The organism is Lutibacter sp. TH_r2 (assembly GCF_033101135.1).
In the GTDB taxonomy this organism is placed as follows: Bacteria; Bacteroidota; Bacteroidia; order Flavobacteriales; family Flavobacteriaceae; genus Lutibacter.
The window spans coordinates 319625-341110 of sequence record NZ_JAWMPV010000003.1; the positions used below are offsets into that span (position 1 = coordinate 319625).

18 protein-coding genes and 1 pseudogene are annotated in these 21486 nt (G+C 29.1%); 12 read left to right on the forward strand and 7 right to left on the reverse strand.

The window, feature by feature from the left end; translation table 11 throughout:
- The first annotated feature begins 50 nt into the window (after positions 1 to 50).
- Positions 51 to 839, forward strand: coding sequence for an NAD(+) synthase (nadE, locus tag R3X25_RS11285; protein ID WP_317674858.1), 789 nt, complete (start codon positions 51 to 53; stop codon positions 837 to 839).
- Here the strand turns inward: nadE and dnaG are convergent, their stop codons facing one another.
- The 3 genes from dnaG to clpP all read right to left on the reverse strand — a co-directional run bounded on the left by dnaG (position 840) and on the right by clpP (position 5013).
- The gene (gene dnaG / locus R3X25_RS11290; RefSeq protein WP_317674860.1) at positions 840 to 2891 is read right to left on the reverse strand and encodes a DNA primase; all 2052 of its coding nucleotides are present in this window, start codon (positions 2889 to 2891) and stop codon (positions 840 to 842) included. It lies immediately after the preceding gene.
- Positions 2892 to 3078: 187 nt separating this feature from the next.
- Positions 3079 to 4323, reverse strand: a complete 1245-nt coding sequence (gene clpX / locus R3X25_RS11295; protein WP_317674861.1) for an ATP-dependent Clp protease ATP-binding subunit ClpX — start codon at positions 4321 to 4323, stop codon at positions 3079 to 3081.
- A gap of 30 nt (positions 4324 to 4353) precedes the next feature.
- Positions 4354 to 5013 carry an ATP-dependent Clp endopeptidase proteolytic subunit ClpP gene (clpP, locus tag R3X25_RS11300; protein ID WP_317674863.1) on the reverse strand — a complete coding sequence of 220 codons (660 nt, stop codon included), beginning with the start codon at positions 5011 to 5013 and terminating at the stop codon, positions 4354 to 4356.
- Between the two features lie 181 nt (positions 5014 to 5194).
- On the opposite strand from clpP, the gene R3X25_RS11305 reads away from it, so the two are divergent.
- The 4 genes and pseudogenes from R3X25_RS11305 (at position 5195) to R3X25_RS11320 (ending at position 10674) form a co-directional block, all read left to right on the forward strand.
- Positions 5195 to 6787 (forward strand): M1 family metallopeptidase, encoded by a 1593-nt coding sequence (locus R3X25_RS11305; RefSeq protein ID WP_317674865.1) that lies wholly within the window; start codon positions 5195 to 5197, stop codon positions 6785 to 6787.
- Positions 6787 to 7413, forward strand: a pseudogene (locus tag R3X25_RS11310) (class I SAM-dependent methyltransferase). The gene R3X25_RS11305 and the pseudogene R3X25_RS11310 overlap by 1 nt, the downstream one beginning before the upstream one ends.
- A gap of 31 nt (positions 7414 to 7444) precedes the next feature.
- Positions 7445 to 8776, forward strand: coding sequence for a DEAD/DEAH box helicase (locus tag R3X25_RS11315; protein ID WP_317674867.1), 1332 nt, complete (start codon positions 7445 to 7447; stop codon positions 8774 to 8776).
- A 65-nt stretch (positions 8777 to 8841) separates the two neighbouring features.
- A complete protein-coding gene (locus R3X25_RS11320; RefSeq protein ID WP_317674869.1) occupies positions 8842 to 10674 on the forward strand; it encodes a pyruvate kinase in 1833 nt (610 codons plus the stop codon).
- 155 nt (positions 10675 to 10829) lie between these two features.
- Here the strand turns inward: R3X25_RS11320 and tig are convergent, their stop codons facing one another.
- From tig to R3X25_RS11340, 4 genes are all read right to left on the reverse strand, one after another.
- The gene (gene tig / locus R3X25_RS11325) at positions 10830 to 12152 is read right to left on the reverse strand and encodes a trigger factor (RefSeq protein ID WP_317674871.1); all 1323 of its coding nucleotides are present in this window, start codon (positions 12150 to 12152) and stop codon (positions 10830 to 10832) included.
- A 92-nt stretch (positions 12153 to 12244) separates the two neighbouring features.
- Positions 12245 to 12598, reverse strand: a complete 354-nt coding sequence (locus R3X25_RS11330; RefSeq protein ID WP_317674873.1) for a phage holin family protein — start codon at positions 12596 to 12598, stop codon at positions 12245 to 12247.
- Between the two features lie 54 nt (positions 12599 to 12652).
- Complete coding sequence (locus R3X25_RS11335; RefSeq protein WP_317674875.1) at positions 12653 to 13417, reverse strand: alpha/beta fold hydrolase; 765 nt, start codon at positions 13415 to 13417, stop codon at positions 12653 to 12655.
- 11 nt (positions 13418 to 13428) lie between these two features.
- Positions 13429 to 14148, reverse strand: coding sequence for a pyridoxine 5'-phosphate synthase (locus R3X25_RS11340; protein ID WP_317674877.1), 720 nt, complete (start codon positions 14146 to 14148; stop codon positions 13429 to 13431).
- A gap of 99 nt (positions 14149 to 14247) precedes the next feature.
- Between R3X25_RS11340 and R3X25_RS11345 the strand changes: the two genes are divergently transcribed.
- The 7 genes from R3X25_RS11345 (at position 14248) to R3X25_RS11375 (ending at position 21475) form a co-directional block, all read left to right on the forward strand.
- The gene (locus tag R3X25_RS11345) at positions 14248 to 14907 is read left to right on the forward strand and encodes a CBS domain-containing protein (protein ID WP_317674879.1); all 660 of its coding nucleotides are present in this window, start codon (positions 14248 to 14250) and stop codon (positions 14905 to 14907) included.
- Between the two features lie 2 nt (positions 14908 to 14909).
- Positions 14910 to 15791 carry an NAD kinase gene (locus tag R3X25_RS11350; protein WP_317674882.1) on the forward strand — a complete coding sequence of 294 codons (882 nt, stop codon included), beginning with the start codon at positions 14910 to 14912 and terminating at the stop codon, positions 15789 to 15791.
- Between the two features lie 133 nt (positions 15792 to 15924).
- The gene (locus R3X25_RS11355) at positions 15925 to 16605 is read left to right on the forward strand and encodes a DUF6089 family protein (protein ID WP_317674884.1); all 681 of its coding nucleotides are present in this window, start codon (positions 15925 to 15927) and stop codon (positions 16603 to 16605) included.
- Positions 16605 to 17360 carry an isoprenyl transferase gene (locus R3X25_RS11360; protein WP_317674886.1) on the forward strand — a complete coding sequence of 252 codons (756 nt, stop codon included), beginning with the start codon at positions 16605 to 16607 and terminating at the stop codon, positions 17358 to 17360. Before R3X25_RS11355 ends, R3X25_RS11360 begins: the two co-directional genes overlap by 1 nt.
- Positions 17353 to 19881 carry an outer membrane protein assembly factor BamA gene (gene bamA, locus R3X25_RS11365; RefSeq protein WP_317674888.1) on the forward strand — a complete coding sequence of 843 codons (2529 nt, stop codon included), beginning with the start codon at positions 17353 to 17355 and terminating at the stop codon, positions 19879 to 19881. Before R3X25_RS11360 ends, bamA begins: the two co-directional genes overlap by 8 nt.
- A 66-nt stretch (positions 19882 to 19947) precedes the next feature.
- Positions 19948 to 20937: an OmpH family outer membrane protein gene (locus tag R3X25_RS11370; protein ID WP_317674890.1), complete on the forward strand. Its 990-nt coding sequence runs from the start codon at positions 19948 to 19950 to the stop codon at positions 20935 to 20937.
- A gap of 37 nt (positions 20938 to 20974) precedes the next feature.
- The gene (locus R3X25_RS11375) at positions 20975 to 21475 is read left to right on the forward strand and encodes an OmpH family outer membrane protein (RefSeq protein ID WP_317674892.1); all 501 of its coding nucleotides are present in this window, start codon (positions 20975 to 20977) and stop codon (positions 21473 to 21475) included.
- The last annotated feature ends 11 nt before the right edge of the window (positions 21476 to 21486 follow it).

The window sequence follows — 21486 nt, forward strand, 5'->3', positions numbered from 1 at the left end:
ATATTTACCATTCTATTTAAAAACGTTAAAAATACTAAATTAGTTTAATTATGAAGAGTGAAAAAGTTACTAAACATATTATTTCCTGGTTAAAGAATTATGCGGAAAAAGCAAAAGTAAACGGATTTGTAGTTGGAGTTTCTGGAGGAATTGATTCTGCAGTAACCTCAACACTATGCGCTGAAACCGGATTTCCAGTACTCTGTTTAGAAATGCCAATTCACCAAGGTGTACATCAGGTTAACAGAGCAAAAGAACATATTGAGCAATTAAAAGAACGCTATACAAATGTTTCTTCTGATGAAATTAATTTAACTGCTGTTTTTGAAGAATTTATATGTGCTGTACCTGCTTCAGAAGATGAAGCTAAAGTAAACTTATCGTTAGCAAATACAAGAGCTAGATTAAGAATGAGTACCTTATACTACTTTGCTGGTTTACATGGTTATTTAGTAGCTGGAACTGGAAATAAAGTTGAAGACTTTGGAGTTGGATTTTTTACAAAATATGGTGATGGTGGTGTAGATTTAAGTCCAATTGCTGATTTAATGAAAAGCGAAGTTTACAATGTTGCCGAAGTTTTAAAAGTACCTGCATCTATAATGAAAGCACAACCAACCGATGGTTTATTTGGTGATAGTAGAACTGATGAAGATCAAATTGGTGCTAGCTATAATGAATTAGAATGGGCTATGTTACAAGCTGAAAATGGTAAAACTGTAGCAGATTTTGAAGGAAGAGAAAAAGAAGTATTTACTATTTACAAACAACGTAATGCGGCTAACAAACATAAAATGGATCCTATTCCTGTTTGTATAATTCCAGCAGATTTAAAATAATTACATTATTCTATTTAAACGCTCAAATAAACGTTGTTTTAATTGAGTGTAATTCATAATAGATTCTAAAATAATTTCACGCTCTTTAATTTCTTCTTCATTAGAAATAAGGGCGTTTATTTTTTTCTCAATTAACACTCTTCTTAAATTATAAATAGCGTCTAAAACCATTTTAGATAAATCATTTTCTTTTGGTTTTATATAAATTCCTTTTTTATTCCAATCGCTCATAGAGTGTTTTTCATCATCCATTAAAACACTTGTAACCATATTAGCAATTTCTGTATTAGAATGATTCACCAACTCGTCAACCAAAATTGTTTTGTTCTGATTTAATTGATGAATAACTTCAAAATAAATTTCTTTAAATAAACTATCCGTAAACTCAATTTCATCTTCTTGTAAACTCAAATAAACTTCTTGAGACACCACATTATTAAACTCTACTTTTTTTAATGCTTGTACTTCATTATCATCAACTTGTTCTCCAGCCACAAAATCTACAAAGTCTACTTCGTTATTTCCATACAGCAACAATATTTTAATAATTTCTTGCTCATATTTTCGCAACTCATTTACCTTTTCAACTTGTGGTGTTTTGTCCACCTGCATCATTTCAGGATACAAAACATCTATAGGCGGTTCGTTTGGATCAGGAGCGTTTTGTTGTGTTTTTGTGCTCGAATAAGTTCTATTAGAATTTTTACTTTTTTTAGCTTCTTCTCTAATAGATTTATTTTTCAATTGAGCCAGCTCATTAAATAATACGCTTTCAGAAATATCCATTATTCTGGAACATTCTTGTATATAAACTTCTTGCTGAATTCTATCTGGTATTTTTGAAATACTTATTACAATATCTCTAATTAATCCTGCTTTTTTTACCGGATCATTTTGAGCATCTTCCATCAATAAGGAAACTTTAAAATTGATGAAATCCTGCGCGTTATTTTTTAAATATTCTTTTAATTCTTCTTCTGAAACTTTTTTTGCAAAGCTATCTGGATCGTCTCCATCTGGAAATGTAAGAACTTTTACATTCATTCCTTGTTCCAAAATTAAATCTATACCTCTAATAGAAGCTCTAATTCCGGCTGCATCTCCATCAAAAAGTATGGTAATATTTTTTGTGAGTCTATTTATTAAACGAATTTGATTTTCGGTTAAAGCCGTTCCTGAAGAAGAAACCACATTTTTAATTCCACTTTGATAAAATTGAATTACATCGGTATAACCTTCTACCAAAAAGCAATTGTCTTCTTTCGCTATGGTTTGTTTTGCATAATGAATTCCATATAAAACATTACTCTTATGGTAAATATCACTATCTGGCGAGTTTAAATATTTAGCTGCTTTTTTATCGTTAGTTAAAATTCTTCCTCCAAAACCAAGCACTCTTCCACTCATGCTATGAATTGGAAACATAACTCTACCTTTAAAACGGTCAAATTGCTTTGTTCCTGTTGAAGAAAGTAAATCTTGTTTAACAATTGTTAAACCCGTAGATTCTAAATATTTTAAATTATAACCTTTATTTAAAGCTTCTGTTGTAAAAGCTTCCCATTCATCTAATGAATAACCTAACTGAAATTTATCAATTATTTCATCAGTAAATCCACGCTCTCTAAAATAACTTAAACCAATTGCTTTACCTTGTTGGTTTTCGTGTAGTATTTTTTTAAAATAGTCTCTTGCAAATTCCGAAACCAAATACATACTCTCGCGCTCATCGGCTTGTTGTTTTTGCTCATCGGTTTGCTCAATTTCATCAATTTCAATATTGTACTTTTTAGCTAACCATCTAATAGCTTCTGGATATGAATAATGCTCGTGTTCCATTAAAAACGAGATGGAATTCCCTCCTTTTCCTGTACTAAAATCTTTCCAAATTCCTTTTACTGGAGATACCATAAACGATGGTGTTCGTTCATCTGAAAATGGACTTAACCCTTTAAAGTTACTTCCTGCTTTTTTCAACTGAACAAATTCGCCTATTACTTCCTCTACACGAGCAGTTTCAAAAACTCTATCTATGGTTTCTCTGGATATCAATTGTTTTTATTTTTGAAAGTTTAAAAATAGGAAATTATTTACATATTGTCATTTCTGCCCCAGGCAAGAATCTATTAACTGTTGCAAATTAGATTTGTGCCTTCGCAGTAATAACGTTGCTAACAAAAAAACAGGTAGTTTCAACTCCGCTCAACCACCTGTTTTTTTTGTTAATTTATCTAGTAAATTACGAAACTGCTTTTAATCTTTTTAACTTGGATTTATTAATTTTATTTTCAGCGTATTTCTTATTTACTTTTAATTGATTTTCTTCAGTTCCTGGCATTTCAAACATTGCATCTGTTAAAATTGCTTCACATAAACTACGTAAACCACGAGCACCTAATTTGTACTCTACAGCTTTTTCTACAATGTATTCCAAAGCACCTTCATTAATAGAGAAATCTATACCATCCATTTTAAACAACTTTTTATATTGCTTTACTAATGAATTTTTTGGCTCTGTTAAAATAGCTCTTAACGTTTCTGCATCTAATGGATTCATGTGTGTTAACACCGGCAAACGACCAATAATTTCAGGAATTAACCCAAACGATTTTAAATCACTTGGAATAATATACTGTAACATATTTGTTTCATCTATTCTGGCTTCTTTTATAGAAGCTCCATAACCAACTGCTTGGCGATTTAAACGTTTTCCAATAACTTTATCTATTCCAGAAAATGCTCCTCCAGCAATAAATAGAATGTTTTTAGTATTAACCTCTATAAACTTTTGATCTGGATGTTTTCTTCCTCCTTTTGGTGGAACATTTACTACAGATCCTTCTAATAATTTTAACAATGCTTGTTGAACTCCTTCTCCGGAAACATCTCTTGTAATTGATGGATTGTCACCTTTTCTAGCAATTTTATCTATTTCATCAATAAAAACAATACCACGTTCGGCTTTGTTTACATCGTAATCTGCAGCTTGTAATAAGCGCGTTAAAATAGTTTCAACATCTTCACCTACATAACCAGCTTCAGTTAAAACAGTTGCATCTACAATACAGAAAGGTACATTTAGCATACGTGCAATGGTACGTGCTATTAATGTTTTACCAGTTCCCGTTTCTCCTACTATAATAATATTACTTTTTTCAATATCTATTGCTTCCTCATTCTTTTTAGTTGGAGGTTGTAACAAACGCTTATAATGATTGTAAACAGCTACAGACATTACTTTTTTTGCTTCATCTTGACCAATCATATATTGGTCTATAAATTCTTTTATTTCACGCGGTTTTTTTAAAATCAACTCTTGCGAAAGTGAAGAAGAACTTGATTCGGCAATTTCCTCCATCACTATTCCATGTGCTTGTTCAATACATCTATCACAAATGTGTGCATCGAGCCCAGCAATTAATAAGTTGGTTTCTGGTTTTTTTCTACCACAAAACGAACATTCTAAAACATCATCCTTTGCCATATAATTGGGATTTATCTAAAAACTATGTTTTTATTTTCTAATTAAAATTTCATCAATCATACCGTATGCTTTTGCTTCTTCAGCTTTCATCCAGTAATCTCTATCAGAATCAGCATGAACTTTTTCCATAGATTGACCTGAATGTTTTGAAATTATTTGGTATAATTCATCTTTCAACTTCATTATTTCACGAGCCGTAATTTCAATATCACTTGCTTGTCCTTGAGCTCCACCTAAAGGTTGGTGAATCATAACTCTAGAGTGTGGTAATGCAGAACGTTTTCCTTTAGTTCCAGCACACATTAAAACTGCTCCCATTGAAGCTGCCATTCCAGTACAAATTGTTGCTACATCTGGTTTTATAAATTGCATAGTATCATACATTCCTAAACCTGCATATACGCTTCCTCCTGGAGAATTAATATAAATTGAGATATCTTTTGAACTATCAACACTTTCTAAAAACAACAATTGCGCTTGTATAATGTTTGCAACATAATCATCAATTGCAGTTCCTAAAAATATAATTCTATCCATCATTAAACGAGAAAACACATCCATTTGTGCAACGTTTAACTGACGCTCTTCTATAATATATGGCGTAACACTACTCACCAACTTATCATAGTACATACTATTAATTCCTTGATCTTTAGTCGCAAATTTTTTAAATTCTTTTCCGTAATCCATTGTTAGATTTTTAAAGTATTAAGTTTGTAAAGATAAGAAGTATTAACTAAAAATAAAGTTAATTATTGGTTAGTATTTATTTAGGCCTATTTTCTACTAAAAATACATTGTTTTGAATACTAAATTATTGTCTTTTTCTATTTGAATTTCATTAAATTAGCTTTTTTGAAATTTAGTCGACATGAAATTTAAAATTCTTTTCTTTTTTTTAATTGGAACTATTTCCATTACAATTGCTCAACATAACAATCCTCAATACGGAATTATTGATATAGAACATTATAAACTAGCCTTAAATGTAAATGATTCTACCAATGTAATTGACGCTTCTATGGAAATTCAATTACAATATAAAAAAGCAACTAACAAACTAGTGCTAGATTTAGTTGAAAAAGACTCTGTTTCTGGTGAAGGAATGAAGGTTCAATTAATTTTTCAAAACAATATTGAAGTAAATTTCACCCATACAAATAATCAATTGTTAATAGAACCAAAACACAATTTTCCTAACTTAACATATACGTATACCATTAAATATAACGGTATACCTAAAGATGGTTTAGTTATAAGTAAAAACTTACATGGAGATAGAACTTTTTTTGGAGATAACTGGCCAAATAGAGCTCACAATTGGTTTCCGTGTATAGATCATCCTTCAGAAAAAGCAACTATTGAGTATTTGGTAAATGTTCCTAATTATTATCAAGTAGTAGCTAATGGTAGTTTAATTGAAGAAACCAATATTTCAGAAGATATTACACAATACCATTATAAAACTAAAGTTCCACTTCCGCCTAAAGTAATGGTTGTTGGTATTGCAAAGTTTGCAGTTCAAAATATTGGAGAAACTAACAATGTTCCTGTTTCAACTTGGGTATATCCAGAAACTAAAACTGAAGGTTTTCACGATTTTAGTGTGGCTCAAAAAGTACTTTCATTCTTTATAACAAAAATGGAGAGTTATCCTTTTGAAAAACTTGCAAACGTACAATCTAAAACGCGCTTTGGAGGTATGGAAAATGCTGGAAATATTTTCTATTTCGAAAAATCTGTAACTGGAAAACAAGAACACGAAGATTTAATTGCTCATGAAATTGCACACCAATGGTTTGGGAATTCAGCTTCAGAAATTGAATGGTCGCATTTATGGTTAAGTGAAGGTTTTGCAACCTATTTAACCGATTTATATTTGTTAGAAACTCAAGGAGAAGCTATATTTAATAAACGCTTGGCAGAAGAAAAAACAAAGGTTTTAAACTTCTACAAACAATATCCTAAACCAGTTGTAGATGGGACTCAAACTAATTTTATGAAACTTTTAAACCCAAATTCTTATCAAAAAGGTGCTTGGGTTTTACACATGCTGCGTAACAAAATAGGAGATGAAGTTTTTTGGAAAGGGATTAAAGCTTATTATGAAAAATATAAATTCAGCAACGCTTCAACAACAGATTTTAAAAAAGTAATGCAAGAAGTTAGTGGTAAAAATTTAGAACTCTTTTTTAAACAGTGGTTGTTTAGAGCTGGACATCCAATTATAAAAACTAGCCATGTTTTTTTTAATAAAAAATTGAGATTAACCGTTGAACAACTTCAAGAAAAAGCTTTTGAATTTCCTTTAGAAATTGAATTAGTTTATAACGATAAAACTTCAGAAATAAAACTAATTGAAGTGTCTAATAAAGCCTACCAATACGAAATTGAAACTGAAAAAGAAGTAAAATCTATAAATTTAGACCCTAATTTAAAATTACTTTTTGAAGAAGCTCAATAATGAAATGTAAACTTTGTTCTTCTAAAACTAAACTATTTTATATTGAAAACAAAAAATCTTATTTTCAATGTGAAAATTGTGAAAGTATCTGTTTGGACACACAGCATTTTCCTTCAAACAAAGAAGAACTTGAGCGATATTTAGAACATAATAATAATATTGAAGACAAAGGTTATCAAAATTTTGTGCAACCAATAGTTTCTTCAGTTTTAAAAAATTTTACTAAAAAACATATTGGTTTAGATTATGGTTGTGGCCCTGGACCTGTAATTTCCAAATTACTAAAAGATAAAAATTACAACATTACACCTTTTGACCCATTTTTTGAAAACAAACCAGAAGTTTTAAAAAGGCAATACAATTATATTATTTGTTGCGAAGTAATTGAACATTTTCACAATCCATAACAAGAATTTCAGCGTTTAAAGTCTTTACTAAAACCAAACGGAAAGTTATTTTGTATGACTGATGTATTCTCTAAAAAAATTGACTTTAAAAATTGGTATTATAAAAACGATATAACCCACGTTATTTTTTATCATAAAAACACCTTTAACTGGATTCAAAAAAATATTGGTTTTACACAAGTAACCATCGAAAACAGACTTATAACATTGGAAATATAATAAAACCTATATTTGCAAAAATTATAGGCAAATGAAATTTTCTGATTTAAACTTAAACCGCTTTTTACTTGATGCTTTGGATGAAATGGGTTTTGAAACTCCAACTCCAATACAAGAGAAAGCATTTAATGTAATAATGAGTAGTAGAGATGTTGTTGGTATTGCTCAAACTGGAACTGGAAAAACGTATGCTTATTTACTACCTATTTTACGTCAACTTAAATATTCTGAACAAAAACACCCGCGTGTTTTAATTGTAGTACCTACGCGTGAGTTGGTAGTGCAAGTTGTTGAAGAAATTAAAAACCTTACACCTTATATTAATGTACGTTATACTGGAGTTTATGGTGGAACCAACTTAAACAAACAAAAACAAACTGTTTATGCGGGTCAAGATATTATTGTAGCTACACCAGGAAGATTGTTAGATTTAGCATTAGATGGAATTTTAAAATTAAAATTCATACAAAAATTAGTAATTGATGAAGTTGATGAAATGTTAAATCTAGGATTTAGAGCTCAACTTACTACACTACTCGATTTAATGCCAAAAAAACGTCAGAATATTTTATTCTCTGCAACTTTAACTTCAGAAGTAAATAATTTATTAGACGACTTTTTTAAATCTCCTATTAAAATTGAAGTAGCAGCTAGTGGAAGTCCATTAGATACTATAAAACAATTAGCATATCCTGTTCCTAACTTTTTTACAAAGGTGAATTTTTTGGTTAATTTACTACAAGACAAAAAGACTTTTAATAAAGTTCTAGTATTTGTAAAAAACAAAAAGCAAGCCAATATTTTGTATGAAGAATTAGAAGAAGCTTTACCTAAAATTGCTGATGTAATTCACTCAAATAAAACTCAAAATTACCGTTTACGCTCTGTTAAAAATTTTGAAATGGGCTTTTTTAACGTGTTAATTGCAACCGATATTATTGCGCGTGGGTTAGATTTAACAAATGTAAGTCACGTACTAAATTTTGATGTTCCAAAAGAGCCAGAAAACTACATTCATAGAATTGGTAGAACTGGTAGAGCAGAACAAGAAGGTGTTGCTATTTCATTTTTTAATGAAGATGAAGCTGAATATTTAGGCGAAATTGAACTGTTAATGAATAAAGAAATTGACGTACTAGATTTACCTAACGAAATTGAAATTTCTTCAAAAATGATTGATGAAGAAATGCTTAAAGTTGAAGCTGAAAAAACACATTCAAAAAAATCAACTGAAGTTCCTAGTGGACCAGCATTTCATGAAAAGAAAGAAAAAAATCAAAAGAAAAATTTAGGTGGTTCGTATCGAAGAGAAATTGCTAAAAAATATAAAAAACCAAAAACTAGAGGACAAAAAAGAAAGTAAATCTTCACTTTTTTTTAATCTTTATAATTCTTAAATATCGTAAATTTAAATTCTAATTTACGTATATGCTTTTTCCTAAAAATAAACTCGAAGAAATTAATAAAGATTTAGATGCAATTTTAATTCGTATTAATGAATATGAAAAAAAATACAACCATTTAGTCGAAAAAGTACATCCTAAATATACTAAAAGCGCCCAAAATTTAATTCATTATCTTGCTTTACGAAGTTCAAATGTAGATATACTTCAAAAAAAACTAGACACTATTGGATTACCAAGCTCATCAGATTCAACCATAAGTGTACTTAATGAACTTTTAAATACTAAAACACTTATAAAAAGCTTATTAGACATTGAAAAACCCAAAGTTGAAGGCTTATTTCTATCTAGAAAACAGGCTAAAAAACTTTTAAAAAACAATTCTATTGCACTTTTTGGGTTGAAAAAAAACAACAGAAAAACTAGTATAATGGTTACTCAACCTACACTAGCGGCTGAAAATTCAGAATTTGCAAATACCCTATTAGATTTAGGAATGAATTGTGCACGTGTTAATTGTGCTCATGATGATGAAACTGTTTGGAAAAAAATTATTTCAAACATAAAAAATAAAGATCCTAAATGTAAAATAACCATGGATTTAGGAGGTCCAAAATTACGAACAGGTAAAATGAAACCTGGACACAAAGTAATACATATAAAACCAAAACGTAATACTTTAGGGCAAGTTATTGCTCCAGCCAAAATATGGTTGGCTCCCTTTGGCACCATTCCACCTGAAGGTGAAGAAGTAGATGCTATAATACCAGTAAACAAAAAATGGCTAACAAAAACCAAAGAAGGTTCGTATGTTATTTTTAGAGATTCTAGAGATAAAAAATGTAGATTTAACATTGAAAAAATAGAAGGAAATGGACGTTGGGCTACATGTAATGATTCCGCTTTTGTAACAACAGGAGCGCTATTAAATGTTTTTATAGAAGAAGAAGCCACTTCAGAAATACACTCCGTGCATGAAATACTTCCTTTAGAAGAAGTTATTTTTTTATATGAAGGTGATTTTCTGCGTTTAGACAAAGAACCTATTTTAGGTGAACCAGCTACATATAATGAAAATGGAACTATTAAACAAATTGCTCATGTTTCATGTACACTTCCTCAAATATTTAAAAATGTAAACATTGGAGAACCAATTTATTTTGATGATGGGAAAATAGAAGGTATTATTAGTGAAATTAATCCTGCACATTTACTTATTAAAATTACAAGTACAAAAAAGAAAGGCGGAAAATTAAAAGCTGATAAAGGCATTAACTTACCAAACAGTAAGCTTAAAATTAGCGGTTTAACTGATAAAGACAAACAAGATTTAAAGTTTGTTGCTAAATATGCCGATACTGTAAATTTTTCGTTTGTAAATAACAAACACGATGTTGAAGATTTACTTAATGAACTAGAACAACTAGATGCTAGTATTGGTATTATTCTAAAAATTGAAACACAAAAAGCATTTGAAAATTTACCAAGTATTTTATTAAAAGCAATGCAAAATTACCCTGTTGGAGTTATGATTGCTCGTGGAGATTTAGCAATTGAAACTGGCTGGAAAAATTTTGCTATTATTCAAGAAGAAATTTTACAATTATGTGAAGCAGCACATTTACCCGACATTTGGGCAACACAAGTTTTAGAGAATTTAGCTAAAAAAGGAATTCCGACAAGGGCTGAAATTACCGATGCAGCTATGGCTCAACGTGCTGAATGCGTTATGCTTAACAAAGGCCCTTATATTGAAAAAGCTGTGAAAATGCTCGATAAAATTCTACGAAGAATGGAAAAAATTCAGAAGAAAAAAAGAACTATTTTACCAAAGTTAAAATTCACAAACAACCTTTAAAACTTCTATTCTAATAATTCTAAATATAAATTTGAAGTTCAAAAAGACTATAATGTACTCGAATTGGCAAAACTTTATCTTTTTACTACAAACTAACTCTAAAATAAAAAAAGCCTCGCAATGCGAGGCTTTTTTATTTTATAAATTACTACTTTTTAACTGTAAACTTCTTTTACAAATTTTTCGTAGTTAACTTCTTTTACTTTAAACGTAATGTTTTCTTTATAGAAGTCTAATAATTTTTTACTTACTAATTGCTCTTGTAAACGTTTAGCCTCATCTTGGTTACTTAATACACGTTGTACAATATCTTCCAAATCTTTTTCTTCTGGATTTAATTGACCGTATTGTGCCATTTGAGCTTTTACAAAACCTTTAGTAAAGTCTTTCAACTCATCAAAATTAATTTGAAGATCGTTATCTTTCATAACTTTACCTTCAATTAATTGGTAACGTAAACCTTTTTCAGATTTTTCAAACTCTTCTGAAGCTTGTTCTGGAGTCATTGGTTTTTCACCAGCAACAGCTAACCATTTTTTTAGAAATTCAGCTGGTAAATCAAATTTTGTGTTTTCAACTAAATATTCAGTAACTGCATTTAACAGTTGTTGATCTGCTTGTGTTTGGAATTGTTTTTCAGCATCTTCTTTAATCTTCGCTTTTAATTCCTCTTCAGATTTTACGTTTCCTTCTCCAAATATTTTGTCAAATAACTCTTGATTAACTTCTGCTAATTCAGTATAATTAATTTCTTCAATAGTAAACGTTAATGGAATATCTAAACCGTGAATCTCATCATGTCCAACACCTAAAGCTCCCATTAATTTGTGATCGTCTTCAAATAAACCTTTTGAGTTTAACTCAATTACATCACCAACTTTAGCGCCAATAAACATTTTTAAATTAGATTTACCTTTGATTGTATCTAACTCAATAGTTGATTTTTTATCAATTCCTTTTTCTTCATTTACAAAAGTACCAGCAACATTATCGCCTTTAGCAACTTCATCTTTTTGAATTAATTTTCCAAAACGTTTTTGTAAATTTTCAACTTCTTTTCCAATTAACTCATCATCAGCTACAATATTATATTGTGTAATTTTCTTTTTTTTAGATAAATCAACATCAAATTCTGGAGCTAATCCTAATTCAAACTCAAAAGAATAATCATTAGTATCCCAATCAAAATCTTCTTGCATTTTTGGTAATGGATTCCCTAAAATGTCTAATTTTTCTTCAGTTAAATAATTGTTTAATGATTCTTGTAATAATTTATTTACTTCATCAATCATTATTGATTTTCCGTATTGTTTTTTTACCATTCCCATTGGCACATGACCTTTTCTAAATCCTGGGATATCAGCTTTTTTACGGTAATCTTGTAAGATTTCTTCTACCTTATTTTGGTAATCATCAGCTGAAATTTCAACCTTCACCACTGCATTTAATGCATCAATATTTTCTTTAGTAATATTCATTTTATGCTGTTTTAACTTAAATCATTAAAAAATTGGGTGCAAAAGTACTATTTTTTATGCACCTAACAAAGATTTAAACTATTCAAATTCAACTATTTTTCGTCCTTTTCTTTTAATAATGAAAATAATACCGATTGGAAGAAAGAGAGCAACAAACTAAATAATAAAGCAATCCAAAATCCATTAACTTCAAAACTAGTTCCAATTAAATAATCTGCTAGTAAAATAATTACAGCATTAATTACTAGTAAAAATAATCCTAAAGTTACTATGGTTGCTGGTAGTGTAAAAAATATTAGTAAAGGTTTTACAGTTACACGTAATAACCCTAAAACTACTGCTACTAGTATTGCGCTTGTATAACCTTGAAGCTCAACACCAGGTAAAAAACTTGCTATAACTATAACTGCTATTGCAGTTAAAAGTATTCTTAAAATTGTTTTCATTTATGTATTCTTTAATTTTATTTAAAGATAGCTAAAACAATGCCAAGAACTAAATTATGACAAAAATGAAATTACTTCGTTATAAAACTGTGTAGGATTCTCTGCATGAAGCCAATGACCTGCATTTTTGACAGTTACCACTTTTGCCTGTGGAAAGTGAGCTTCAATCAAAGGAATTTCTTCTGTAGTTATATAATTTGAATTTTCACCTTTTAAAAATAAGGTGTTCCCATCAAAATGTGTAAATGAAGGTAAAGCTTCACCTACTTCTGAATTATTTATAGTTAAACTTTGAATATTAAACCTATAACCTAGTTGATTTTTTGTTTTTCGGTATACATTTTTTAATAAAAATTGTAAAATTCCAGGATCTTGTATGTATATTTTTAATGTTTCTTCAACTTTTTTTCGCGTATTTTGAATATCGAAATCCACTGCATTTAAAGCTGCTAAAATAGTTTGATGATGTGGTTTGTAATATTTTGGACTTATATCAGCTACTATTAATTTTTCAACCATTTCTGGGTAATTTACGGCAAATAACATTGCAACTTTCCCTCCCATTGAATGGCCTAGAACAAATACTTTTTCTAAATTATGATGTTGAATATAGTTTACTAAATCTTCAGTTAAAATTTCATAATCGAACTCATCTGCATGAAAACTTCTACCATGATTACGCTGATCAATTAAATGAACTTCAAAATGTTCAGAAAATTTATTGGCAAGAGATTTCCAATTATCTCCCATACCAAAATAACCGTGTAAAATTAACAATGGCTCACCTGTGCCTAATATTTTTGAATGTAAAATTTCCAATCTTAATCTTATTATTTCGTTTTCAACTTATACTTATACATATTAATTACGTTCTCTAAACCTAAATACAAAGATTCTGTAATTAAAGCATGACCAATTGAAACCTCTAATAAATTTGGAATATTTTTAGCAAAAAATTCAATATTATCTAAACTTAAATCGTGCCCAGCATTTATTCCTAAACCTAATTCAGTAGCAAAAATAGCACTCTCGGTATATGGTTTTATCGCTTCTTTATTACCTAAAGCATATTGCGTAGCAAAATCTTCGGTATATAATTCTACTCTATCTGCACCAGTAGTTGCAGCTGCTTCAATTAATTTTTTATCAGTATCAATAAAAACAGATGTTCTAATTCCGTTAGATTTAAATTCAGCAATAACTTCCTTTAAAAAATCTTGATTTTTAATAGTATCCCAACCAGCATTTGAAGTAATGGCATCAATAGCGTCTGGCACTAAAGTAACTTGTGTTGGCTTTACATCTAGCACTAAATCTATAAAGCTTTGTATTGGATTTCCTTCAATATTAAACTCTGTAGTTACAATTTTTTTTAAATCATAAGCATCTTGATATCGAATATGTCTTTCATCTGGTCTTGGGTGAATAGTGATTCCCTCCGCTCCAAAGCTTTCAATATCTTTTGATACATCAACAACATTTGGAAAATCAGCTCCTCGTGAGTTTCTTAACGTCGCTATTTTATTTACATTTACGCTTAATTTAGTCATTGTAAAGTATGTTTTATTTTAAATGCGCGACAAATTTACAAAGTAAGAAACTGTTTTTGGTTTTATTTTTGATTAATTTGCAATATAATAGTAACTGAAATGGATATAGCACCATATATATTAAAAGAATATAAAGCATTTACACTAAACTCAAAAGTTAGTGAAATTAAAACATTTTTTAATGCTAGTACATTTAATTATTTCCCAATAGTTGAAGATAAAAAATTAATTGGTTTAATTTCTGAAACAGAAATTCAAGGTATTAATGAAGATGATAAAGAGATTGGATATTTTCAATACCTTTTTGAAGTATTTTCTACTGAAGAAACTAGTAATATTTTAGAAGTTTTAAAAGAGTTTGCTTCTAATCAAAGTACTATTTTACCTATTTTAAATAAAGAAAGACATTATATTGGCTATTACGATTTAATAGATGTTTTACATGTTTATAATGATACTCCTTTTTTCAATTCAGAAGGAATTGTATTATTACTTAAAAAAGAAGCCAGAGATTATAGCTTAAGTGAAATCTGCCAAATTATTGAATCTAATAAAGGAAAAGTTTATGGGTTATTTGTATCAGAATCAAATCAAACAACGGTTCAAATTGTAGTTAAATTTGATTCTCCCGATATCAACGAAACTATTCAATCTTTTAGAAGATATAAATACGAAATATTATCTAACCATAAAGAAGATATTTTATTAGAAGAATTAAAAGATCGTTCTAATTACCTTCAAAAATACTTAAATATTTAAGAATGAAAGTTGCACTTTACGGACAGTTTTACAAACCAGAAGATAAAATTTATATTGAAGAATTGTTATCTATTCTTACAAAAAAAAACATATCGGTAGTTGTAGAACAAAACTTTTATAAAGGTTTTTCTTCTGAAATAAATCAAAAAAACATTGACACATTCTCGTGCTATGAAGATTTAGATAATTCATTTAGTTACATGTTTACTTTAGGTGGAGATGGGACAATTTTACGTGCGGTAACCTATATTAGAGATAAAAACATTCCAATTGTAGGTATAAACACAGGAAGATTAGGGTTTTTAGCAAATGTTCAAAAAGATGAAATTGATGTAGCTGTCGATTTTATTTTAGAAAAAAAATATAAAATTAAAGAGCGTTCAGTATTGCATGTTGCCACAAATCCAATTATTCCAGAAATGCATCCTTTAAATTTCGCTTTAAACGAAGTCTCTGTAAGTAGAAAAAATACAGCTTCTATGATTACCGTAGACACTTATTTAGATAATGAATATTTAACTTCCTATTGGGCTGATGGTTTAATTATAGCAACACCAACAGGTTCAACAGGATATTCATTAAGTTGTGGAGGACCCATAATTGCACCTACAGCAAAAAGTTTTGCTTTAACACCTATTGCTCCACATAATTTAAGCGCAAGACCAATGGTAATTCCAGACGAAACTATTATTGATTTTAACGTTAAAGGAAGAGAAGATGAGTTTTTATTATCACTTGACTCTAGAATTGTAACCATAAATAGTGCTATAAAAATAGAAGTTAAAAAAGCTGATTTTAGTCTAAAAATGGTTCAAATTAGCGAACAAACCTTCTTAAAAACACTCCGAGAAAAATTATTATGGGGACAAGATACTAGAAATTAACCTTTAATTTATACTATTAAAAAAGGCTTTATACCTTTACAATATTTTAAAGAATAATCAGTTAATCAAAAAAGACATTGTTTAACTTCTATAAGCAAATAGATTTATTTATATTTGCTCGCTATTTTTACATATGAAAAAGCTAATTATTTTTTTTACATTTATCTGTATTACAGTTACTTCTAATGCACAACTTCATGAAATTGGGGTTTTAGCTGGAGGCAGCAACTATATTGGTGATGTTGGATCAGAAACCTATATTAATCCAAACGATATAATGTTTGGTGCTGTTTACAAACGCAATATAAACCCAAGGTTTGCCTTAAGAGGCAGTTTTACGTACGCAGAAATTTCAGCAAATGATTCTGATTCAGAAAATGTTGCTAGGCAAGAAAGAGGTATTTATTTTAATAATACAATAAAAGAATTGGCTGTTGGATTGGAATTTAATTTTTTTGAATTTAATATAAGTAATCATAGAACAACTCAAACTCCATATTTATTATTAGAATTTGCGGCCTTTAATTATTCAACAATAGACCGTGAAACATCTCCTGGAGTATATACTACAAAATCACAAACTTCTTTCGCTATTCCTTTTGGATTAGGCTATAAAACTAAAGTAATGGATTTTCTTGTATTAGGTTTTGAAGCTAGAGCAAGATATACATTTAAAGATGATTTAGATTATAATTACCGTGATAGTAGCTATTTAGATTTTGGAAACCCAAATAGTAATGATTGGTATATGTTTACAGGAATATCATTAACATATTCATTTGGTCGCCCACCTTGTTATTCAGCACCTTACTAATGGAAAAAATAAAAACTCAAATACAAAAAGGAAACATTCCAAAACACATTGCCATTATAATGGATGGAAATGGGCGATGGGCTAAACAAAAAGGAAAACCAAGAATTTTTGGTCATAAAAACGGCGTAACGTCTGTTAGAGAATCCATTGAAGGCTGCGCTGAAATAGGCGTTGAATATTTAACACTTTATGCATTCTCAACAGAAAATTGGAACCGACCAAAACTTGAAGTTAAAACTTTAATGAGTTTATTAGTTACCTCATTAAAAAAAGAACTCAAAAATCTTCAAAAAAACAACATCATTTTAAATACTATAGGTAATATAGACTTACTACCCAAAAATGCTCAAAAAGAACTTTTTGAAGTTATTAAACAAACCGAGAAAAATACAGGTTTAACATTAACACTAGCTTTAAGCTATGGCTCAAGAGAAGAAATTGTTAATGTTATCAAAAATATATCGGAAAAAGTTGTTAATAATAACCTAAAAATTGAAGAAATTGACGAAAAAATTATAAATAATCATTTATATACATTTTCTTTGCCAGACGTTGATTTAATGATTCGCACAAGTGGTGAACAAAGAATCAGCAATTTTTTATTATGGCAAATGGCATATGCTGAATTGTACTTCACCAATACATTTTGGCCAGATTTTAGAAAAAAAAATCTGTTTAATGCTATTTTAGATTATCAACAAAGAGAAAGACGATTTGGAAAAACCAGCGAACAACTTGAAACCATCCATGAATAAATTTCACCTAACACTTATACTTGTTGCTATTTTTACAGTAAACAATTATGCACAAGAAATAAAAACTGACTCAATAATAGCTATTAAAGACTCTATAAACCCTAAAATACAAGCTACATTTGAAAGTGGAAAATCCTACGAGTTAGGAGGTATATCTGTCAAAGGATTACAAAAATTTGAAGAACAAACTGTAAAAGTTTATTCAGGACTAAAAGTAGGGCAACAGATAAAACTTCCTGGTGATAAATTAACAAGCGCCATTAAAAAATTATATGGCACAAAACAATTTAGCGATGTTGAAATTTATGTTTCTAAACTAGATGGTGACGTTGCATATTTAGAATTTGATGTAACTGAATTACCTCAACTTAATCAAATAACCATTTTAGGAGTTAAAAAAAATAAAGCCAAAGATCTTCAAAAAGATGCAGAGCTTAAAAAAGGAACTATGGTTACTGATAACTTAATAGTAACTTCAAAAAATTACTTCAGAAAAAAATACCAAGAAAAAGGTTATTTAAACACCAAAATTACGCTAGATACTAAAGCAGATACTACTGAAACAAATGCAGTAAATATGCTAGTTAGAATTGATAAAGGTGAAAAAGTAAAAATTAAAAACATTAATTTTGAAGGTAACAAAGCTTTAAGTTCAAAAAAATTAAGAAAAACATTAAAAAATACCAAACAAAAATTGATTGGTAGATTTTGGAAAGGATCAAAATATATTGAAGCTGATTTTAAAGAAGATTTAGAATCTCTAATTACCTACTACAGTGAAAATGGATATAGAGATGCCAGAGTTTTAGACTATACTATTTCTAATAACGAAGATGAATCTTTAAACATTGATTTAGTAGTTGAAGAAGGTAAAAAATACATTTTTGGTAACATTAATTTTTTAGGAAATAGTAAATACAGTGATTATCAATTACAACGAATTTTACGTATTGAAAAAGGTGATACATACAATGGAAAAATTCTTAAAGAAAGAGTAACTGGTGATGGCACTCCAGATTCTGAAGATATATCAACCGTATATCAAAACAATGGATACTTATTTTCTAGAGTAATACCTGTTGAAACCAAAGTACATAATGATTCTATTGATGTTGAAATTAGAATTTTTGAAGACGAACCAACTAAAATTAGAAAAGTTACTGTAAATGGAAATGAGAAAACTAACGACCATGTTATTTATCGTGAAATTAGAACAAAACCAGGTTATTTATACAGTAAACAAGACATTATTAGAACCATTCGTGAAATTGGACAATTAGGCTTTTTTGATGCTGAAGCAATCTCTCCAGATTTAAAACCAGATTATCAAAATAAAACAGTAGATATCGATTATACCGTTGCAGAAAAAGGATCAAGTCAAATAGAACTTCAAGGAGGTTACGGAGGTGGGTCTTTTATAGGAACAGTTGGATTATCATTTAATAATTTCTCCATTAAAAACTTATTTAACAAAAAAGCATACAAACCACTTCCAATGGGTGATGGTCAAACATTGGCTTTACGTTACCAAAAAAGTAGATATTATTCGACATCTAGTTTTTCTTTTACAGAGCCATGGTTAGGTGGAAAAAAACCTAAATCATTTTCGTTCTCTATATACAATTCTAAACAATTTAGATATGATTACTATACAAATGATGTAGATAAAGATCAAAGAATCAATATTATTGGAGCTTCCATTGGTTTAGGACAACGTTTAAATTGGCCTGACAACTATTTTACACTTTCACAAGGAATTAGTTATAAGTTATATGATTTAAAAGATTATCCTATTTCTACATTTTCTTTTTCTAGTGGTCAATCAAATAATTTAGCTTACAACATAACTTTTGCAAGAAACTCTTCTGGTCCAAACCCAATATTTCCAAGAAATGGTTCTGAATTTAGTCTATCAGGTAAATTTACATTTCCTTATTCAGCTGTAAATGGTAAAGATTATTCAGACCCTAATATGGATGATAGCGAAAAATATAAATATTTAGAATATTATAAAGCAGGATTCAAAGGTAAATGGTACACCCCAATTACTAAAGATTTAGTTTTAATGTCTAATGCAGAATTTGGGTTTTTAGGATTTTATAATAGCGATTTAAGCGACTCACCTTTTGAACGTTACTTTGTAGGAGGTGATGGTATGGCAAACTATCAATTAGATGGTAGAGAAACAATTAGATTAAGAGGATACGAAAATGGCCAAATATCAGATATTGCAGGTGGTACAGTTTTTAATAAATTTGAACTAGAATTAAGATACCCTATTACATTAAAACCTTCAGCATCTATATATGTATTAGGATTTTTAGAAGCTGGAAATTCGTACAATGGATTTGATAAATACAATCCATTTGAATTAAAAAGATCTGCCGGACTAGGTTTAAGAATATTTATGCCAGCCTTTGGTTTATTAGGAATTGATTTTGCTCATGGATTTGATCCAATTCCTGGAGAAACTGTAAAATCTGGATGGCAAACACATTTTTATATTGGACAACAATTTTAATGTAAATAAGTTATATTTGTAATCAAAATTTAAATTGGCACGGTTTTTTCTAAATATATTATAGTCATGACAAAAAAAGTTCTTTTAATTGCAGTTTTTTTTATAAGTGTAACTATCAATGCTCAAAAGGCGCAAAGAATTGGTTACATTGATATGGAATATATTTTAGAAAATTTACCTGAATATACCCAAGCTCAAGCCAAAATTAATGCTAAAGCAATTACTTGGCAAAACAATTTAGAAAAACAGCAAAAGGAAATAGACGATTTAAAAACAGAATTAGTAAACGAAAGAGAATTGCTAACTGATGATTTAATTTCAGAAAGAGAAGAAGATATTGAAATTAAACAGTTAGAATTTAAAAAATTACAAGCAGCCTATTTTGGAACAAAAGGTGATTTATACTTTATGCGCCAACAACTTGTAGAACCAATTCAAGATTTAGTTTTTAACGCGGTTCAAGATATTGCTAAAAAACGTAAATACGATTTTGTTTTAGACAAATCTAGCGATTTAATAATGCTATACACAAACAAAACATATGATATTAGCGATATTGTAATTACTAGTATAACAAGAATTAAAAAAACAAATGAAGCACTCGCTAAACAAGATCAACGTAAAAAAGATGCTGCGTCAAGAAAACAATCATCAAAAGCAGTTCCTAATGAAGCGATTACAAAAAAATTAAGTGATAGAGAAATAAAAAGAGCTGAATTACTTAAAGAAATTGAAGCGAAAAGAGAAGCTAAATTAAAAGAAAGAGAAGCTCTTAAAAATGCTAAATCTGCTGAACGAAATTCTAAAGAAGATGCAACTGAAGAAAAAAGTGTTATTGATGAAACTATTGCAAATGAAACTGCAAAAAAAACAGACACTATATTAAGTGCTAAAGAAGCAAAAAGAATAGCGCTACAAAAACGAATAGAAGAACGTAAAGCAGCGCAAGCAAAGAAAAGAGAAGAATTAAAAAAAGCTATTGAAGAAAAAAGATTAAAACGTATTCAAGAAATAGAAGACGCAAAAAAAGCTAGAGAAGAAGAAAATAACGATTAAAAAAGAAAGAATAATTAATTTAAATAACTAGAAAGAAATGAAAAAATTTAGAATTTTAGTATTAATTGCTGTGGTAGCAGTTGGGTTTAATACTTTACAAGCTCAAACAAAAGTTGGACATATTAGTACAGATTTATTAATAAGTTTAATGCCTGAAACTAAAGCTCTAAACGCTGAATTAGAGAAATTAGGTAAAACTTACGAAGCTGAATTAAAAGCTGAAAATGATAAATTAGAAGCGAAACTTAAAAGATATGATGCTGAAGCGGCTTCACAAACTGATGAAGTTAACAAACAAAGAAGTGTTGAAGTTCAACAAGATCAGCAAAAATTATATCAATCTTCACAAATAGCTCGTGAAGAAATAGGTAAAAAACGTGATGAAAAATTAAAACCAATTTTTGAAAAAGCTAAAGCTGCTATTAATGAAGTAGCTAACAGTAATGGTTACACTTATATTTTAGAAGCTTCAACTTTAGTAGTTGCTAACGGAACTGATATTCTTCCTTTAGTAAAAGCTAAATTAGGAATTCAATAAGAAATACAATT

Coding starts and splice junctions, on each gene's coding strand:
- nadE (WP_317674858.1), top strand. CDS start 51: ATGAAGAGTGAAAAAGTTACTAAACATATTATTTCCTGGTTAAAGAAT.
- clpX (WP_317674861.1), bottom strand. CDS start 4,323: ATGGCAAAGGATGATGTTTTAGAATGTTCGTTTTGTGGTAGAAAAAAA.
- clpP (WP_317674863.1), bottom strand. CDS start 5,013: ATGGATTACGGAAAAGAATTTAAAAAATTTGCGACTAAAGATCAAGGA.
- R3X25_RS11305 (WP_317674865.1), top strand. CDS start 5,195: ATGAAATTTAAAATTCTTTTCTTTTTTTTAATTGGAACTATTTCCATT.
- R3X25_RS11315 (WP_317674867.1), top strand. CDS start 7,445: ATGAAATTTTCTGATTTAAACTTAAACCGCTTTTTACTTGATGCTTTG.
- R3X25_RS11320 (WP_317674869.1), top strand. CDS start 8,842: ATGCTTTTTCCTAAAAATAAACTCGAAGAAATTAATAAAGATTTAGAT.
- tig (WP_317674871.1), bottom strand. CDS start 12,152: ATGAATATTACTAAAGAAAATATTGATGCATTAAATGCAGTGGTGAAG.
- R3X25_RS11330 (WP_317674873.1), bottom strand. CDS start 12,598: ATGAAAACAATTTTAAGAATACTTTTAACTGCAATAGCAGTTATAGTT.
- R3X25_RS11340 (WP_317674877.1), bottom strand. CDS start 14,148: ATGACTAAATTAAGCGTAAATGTAAATAAAATAGCGACGTTAAGAAAC.
- R3X25_RS11345 (WP_317674879.1), top strand. CDS start 14,248: ATGGATATAGCACCATATATATTAAAAGAATATAAAGCATTTACACTA.
- R3X25_RS11350 (WP_317674882.1), top strand. CDS start 14,910: ATGAAAGTTGCACTTTACGGACAGTTTTACAAACCAGAAGATAAAATT.
- R3X25_RS11355 (WP_317674884.1), top strand. CDS start 15,925: ATGAAAAAGCTAATTATTTTTTTTACATTTATCTGTATTACAGTTACT.
- R3X25_RS11360 (WP_317674886.1), top strand. CDS start 16,605: ATGGAAAAAATAAAAACTCAAATACAAAAAGGAAACATTCCAAAACAC.
- bamA (WP_317674888.1), top strand. CDS start 17,353: ATGAATAAATTTCACCTAACACTTATACTTGTTGCTATTTTTACAGTA.
- R3X25_RS11370 (WP_317674890.1), top strand. CDS start 19,948: ATGACAAAAAAAGTTCTTTTAATTGCAGTTTTTTTTATAAGTGTAACT.
- R3X25_RS11375 (WP_317674892.1), top strand. CDS start 20,975: ATGAAAAAATTTAGAATTTTAGTATTAATTGCTGTGGTAGCAGTTGGG.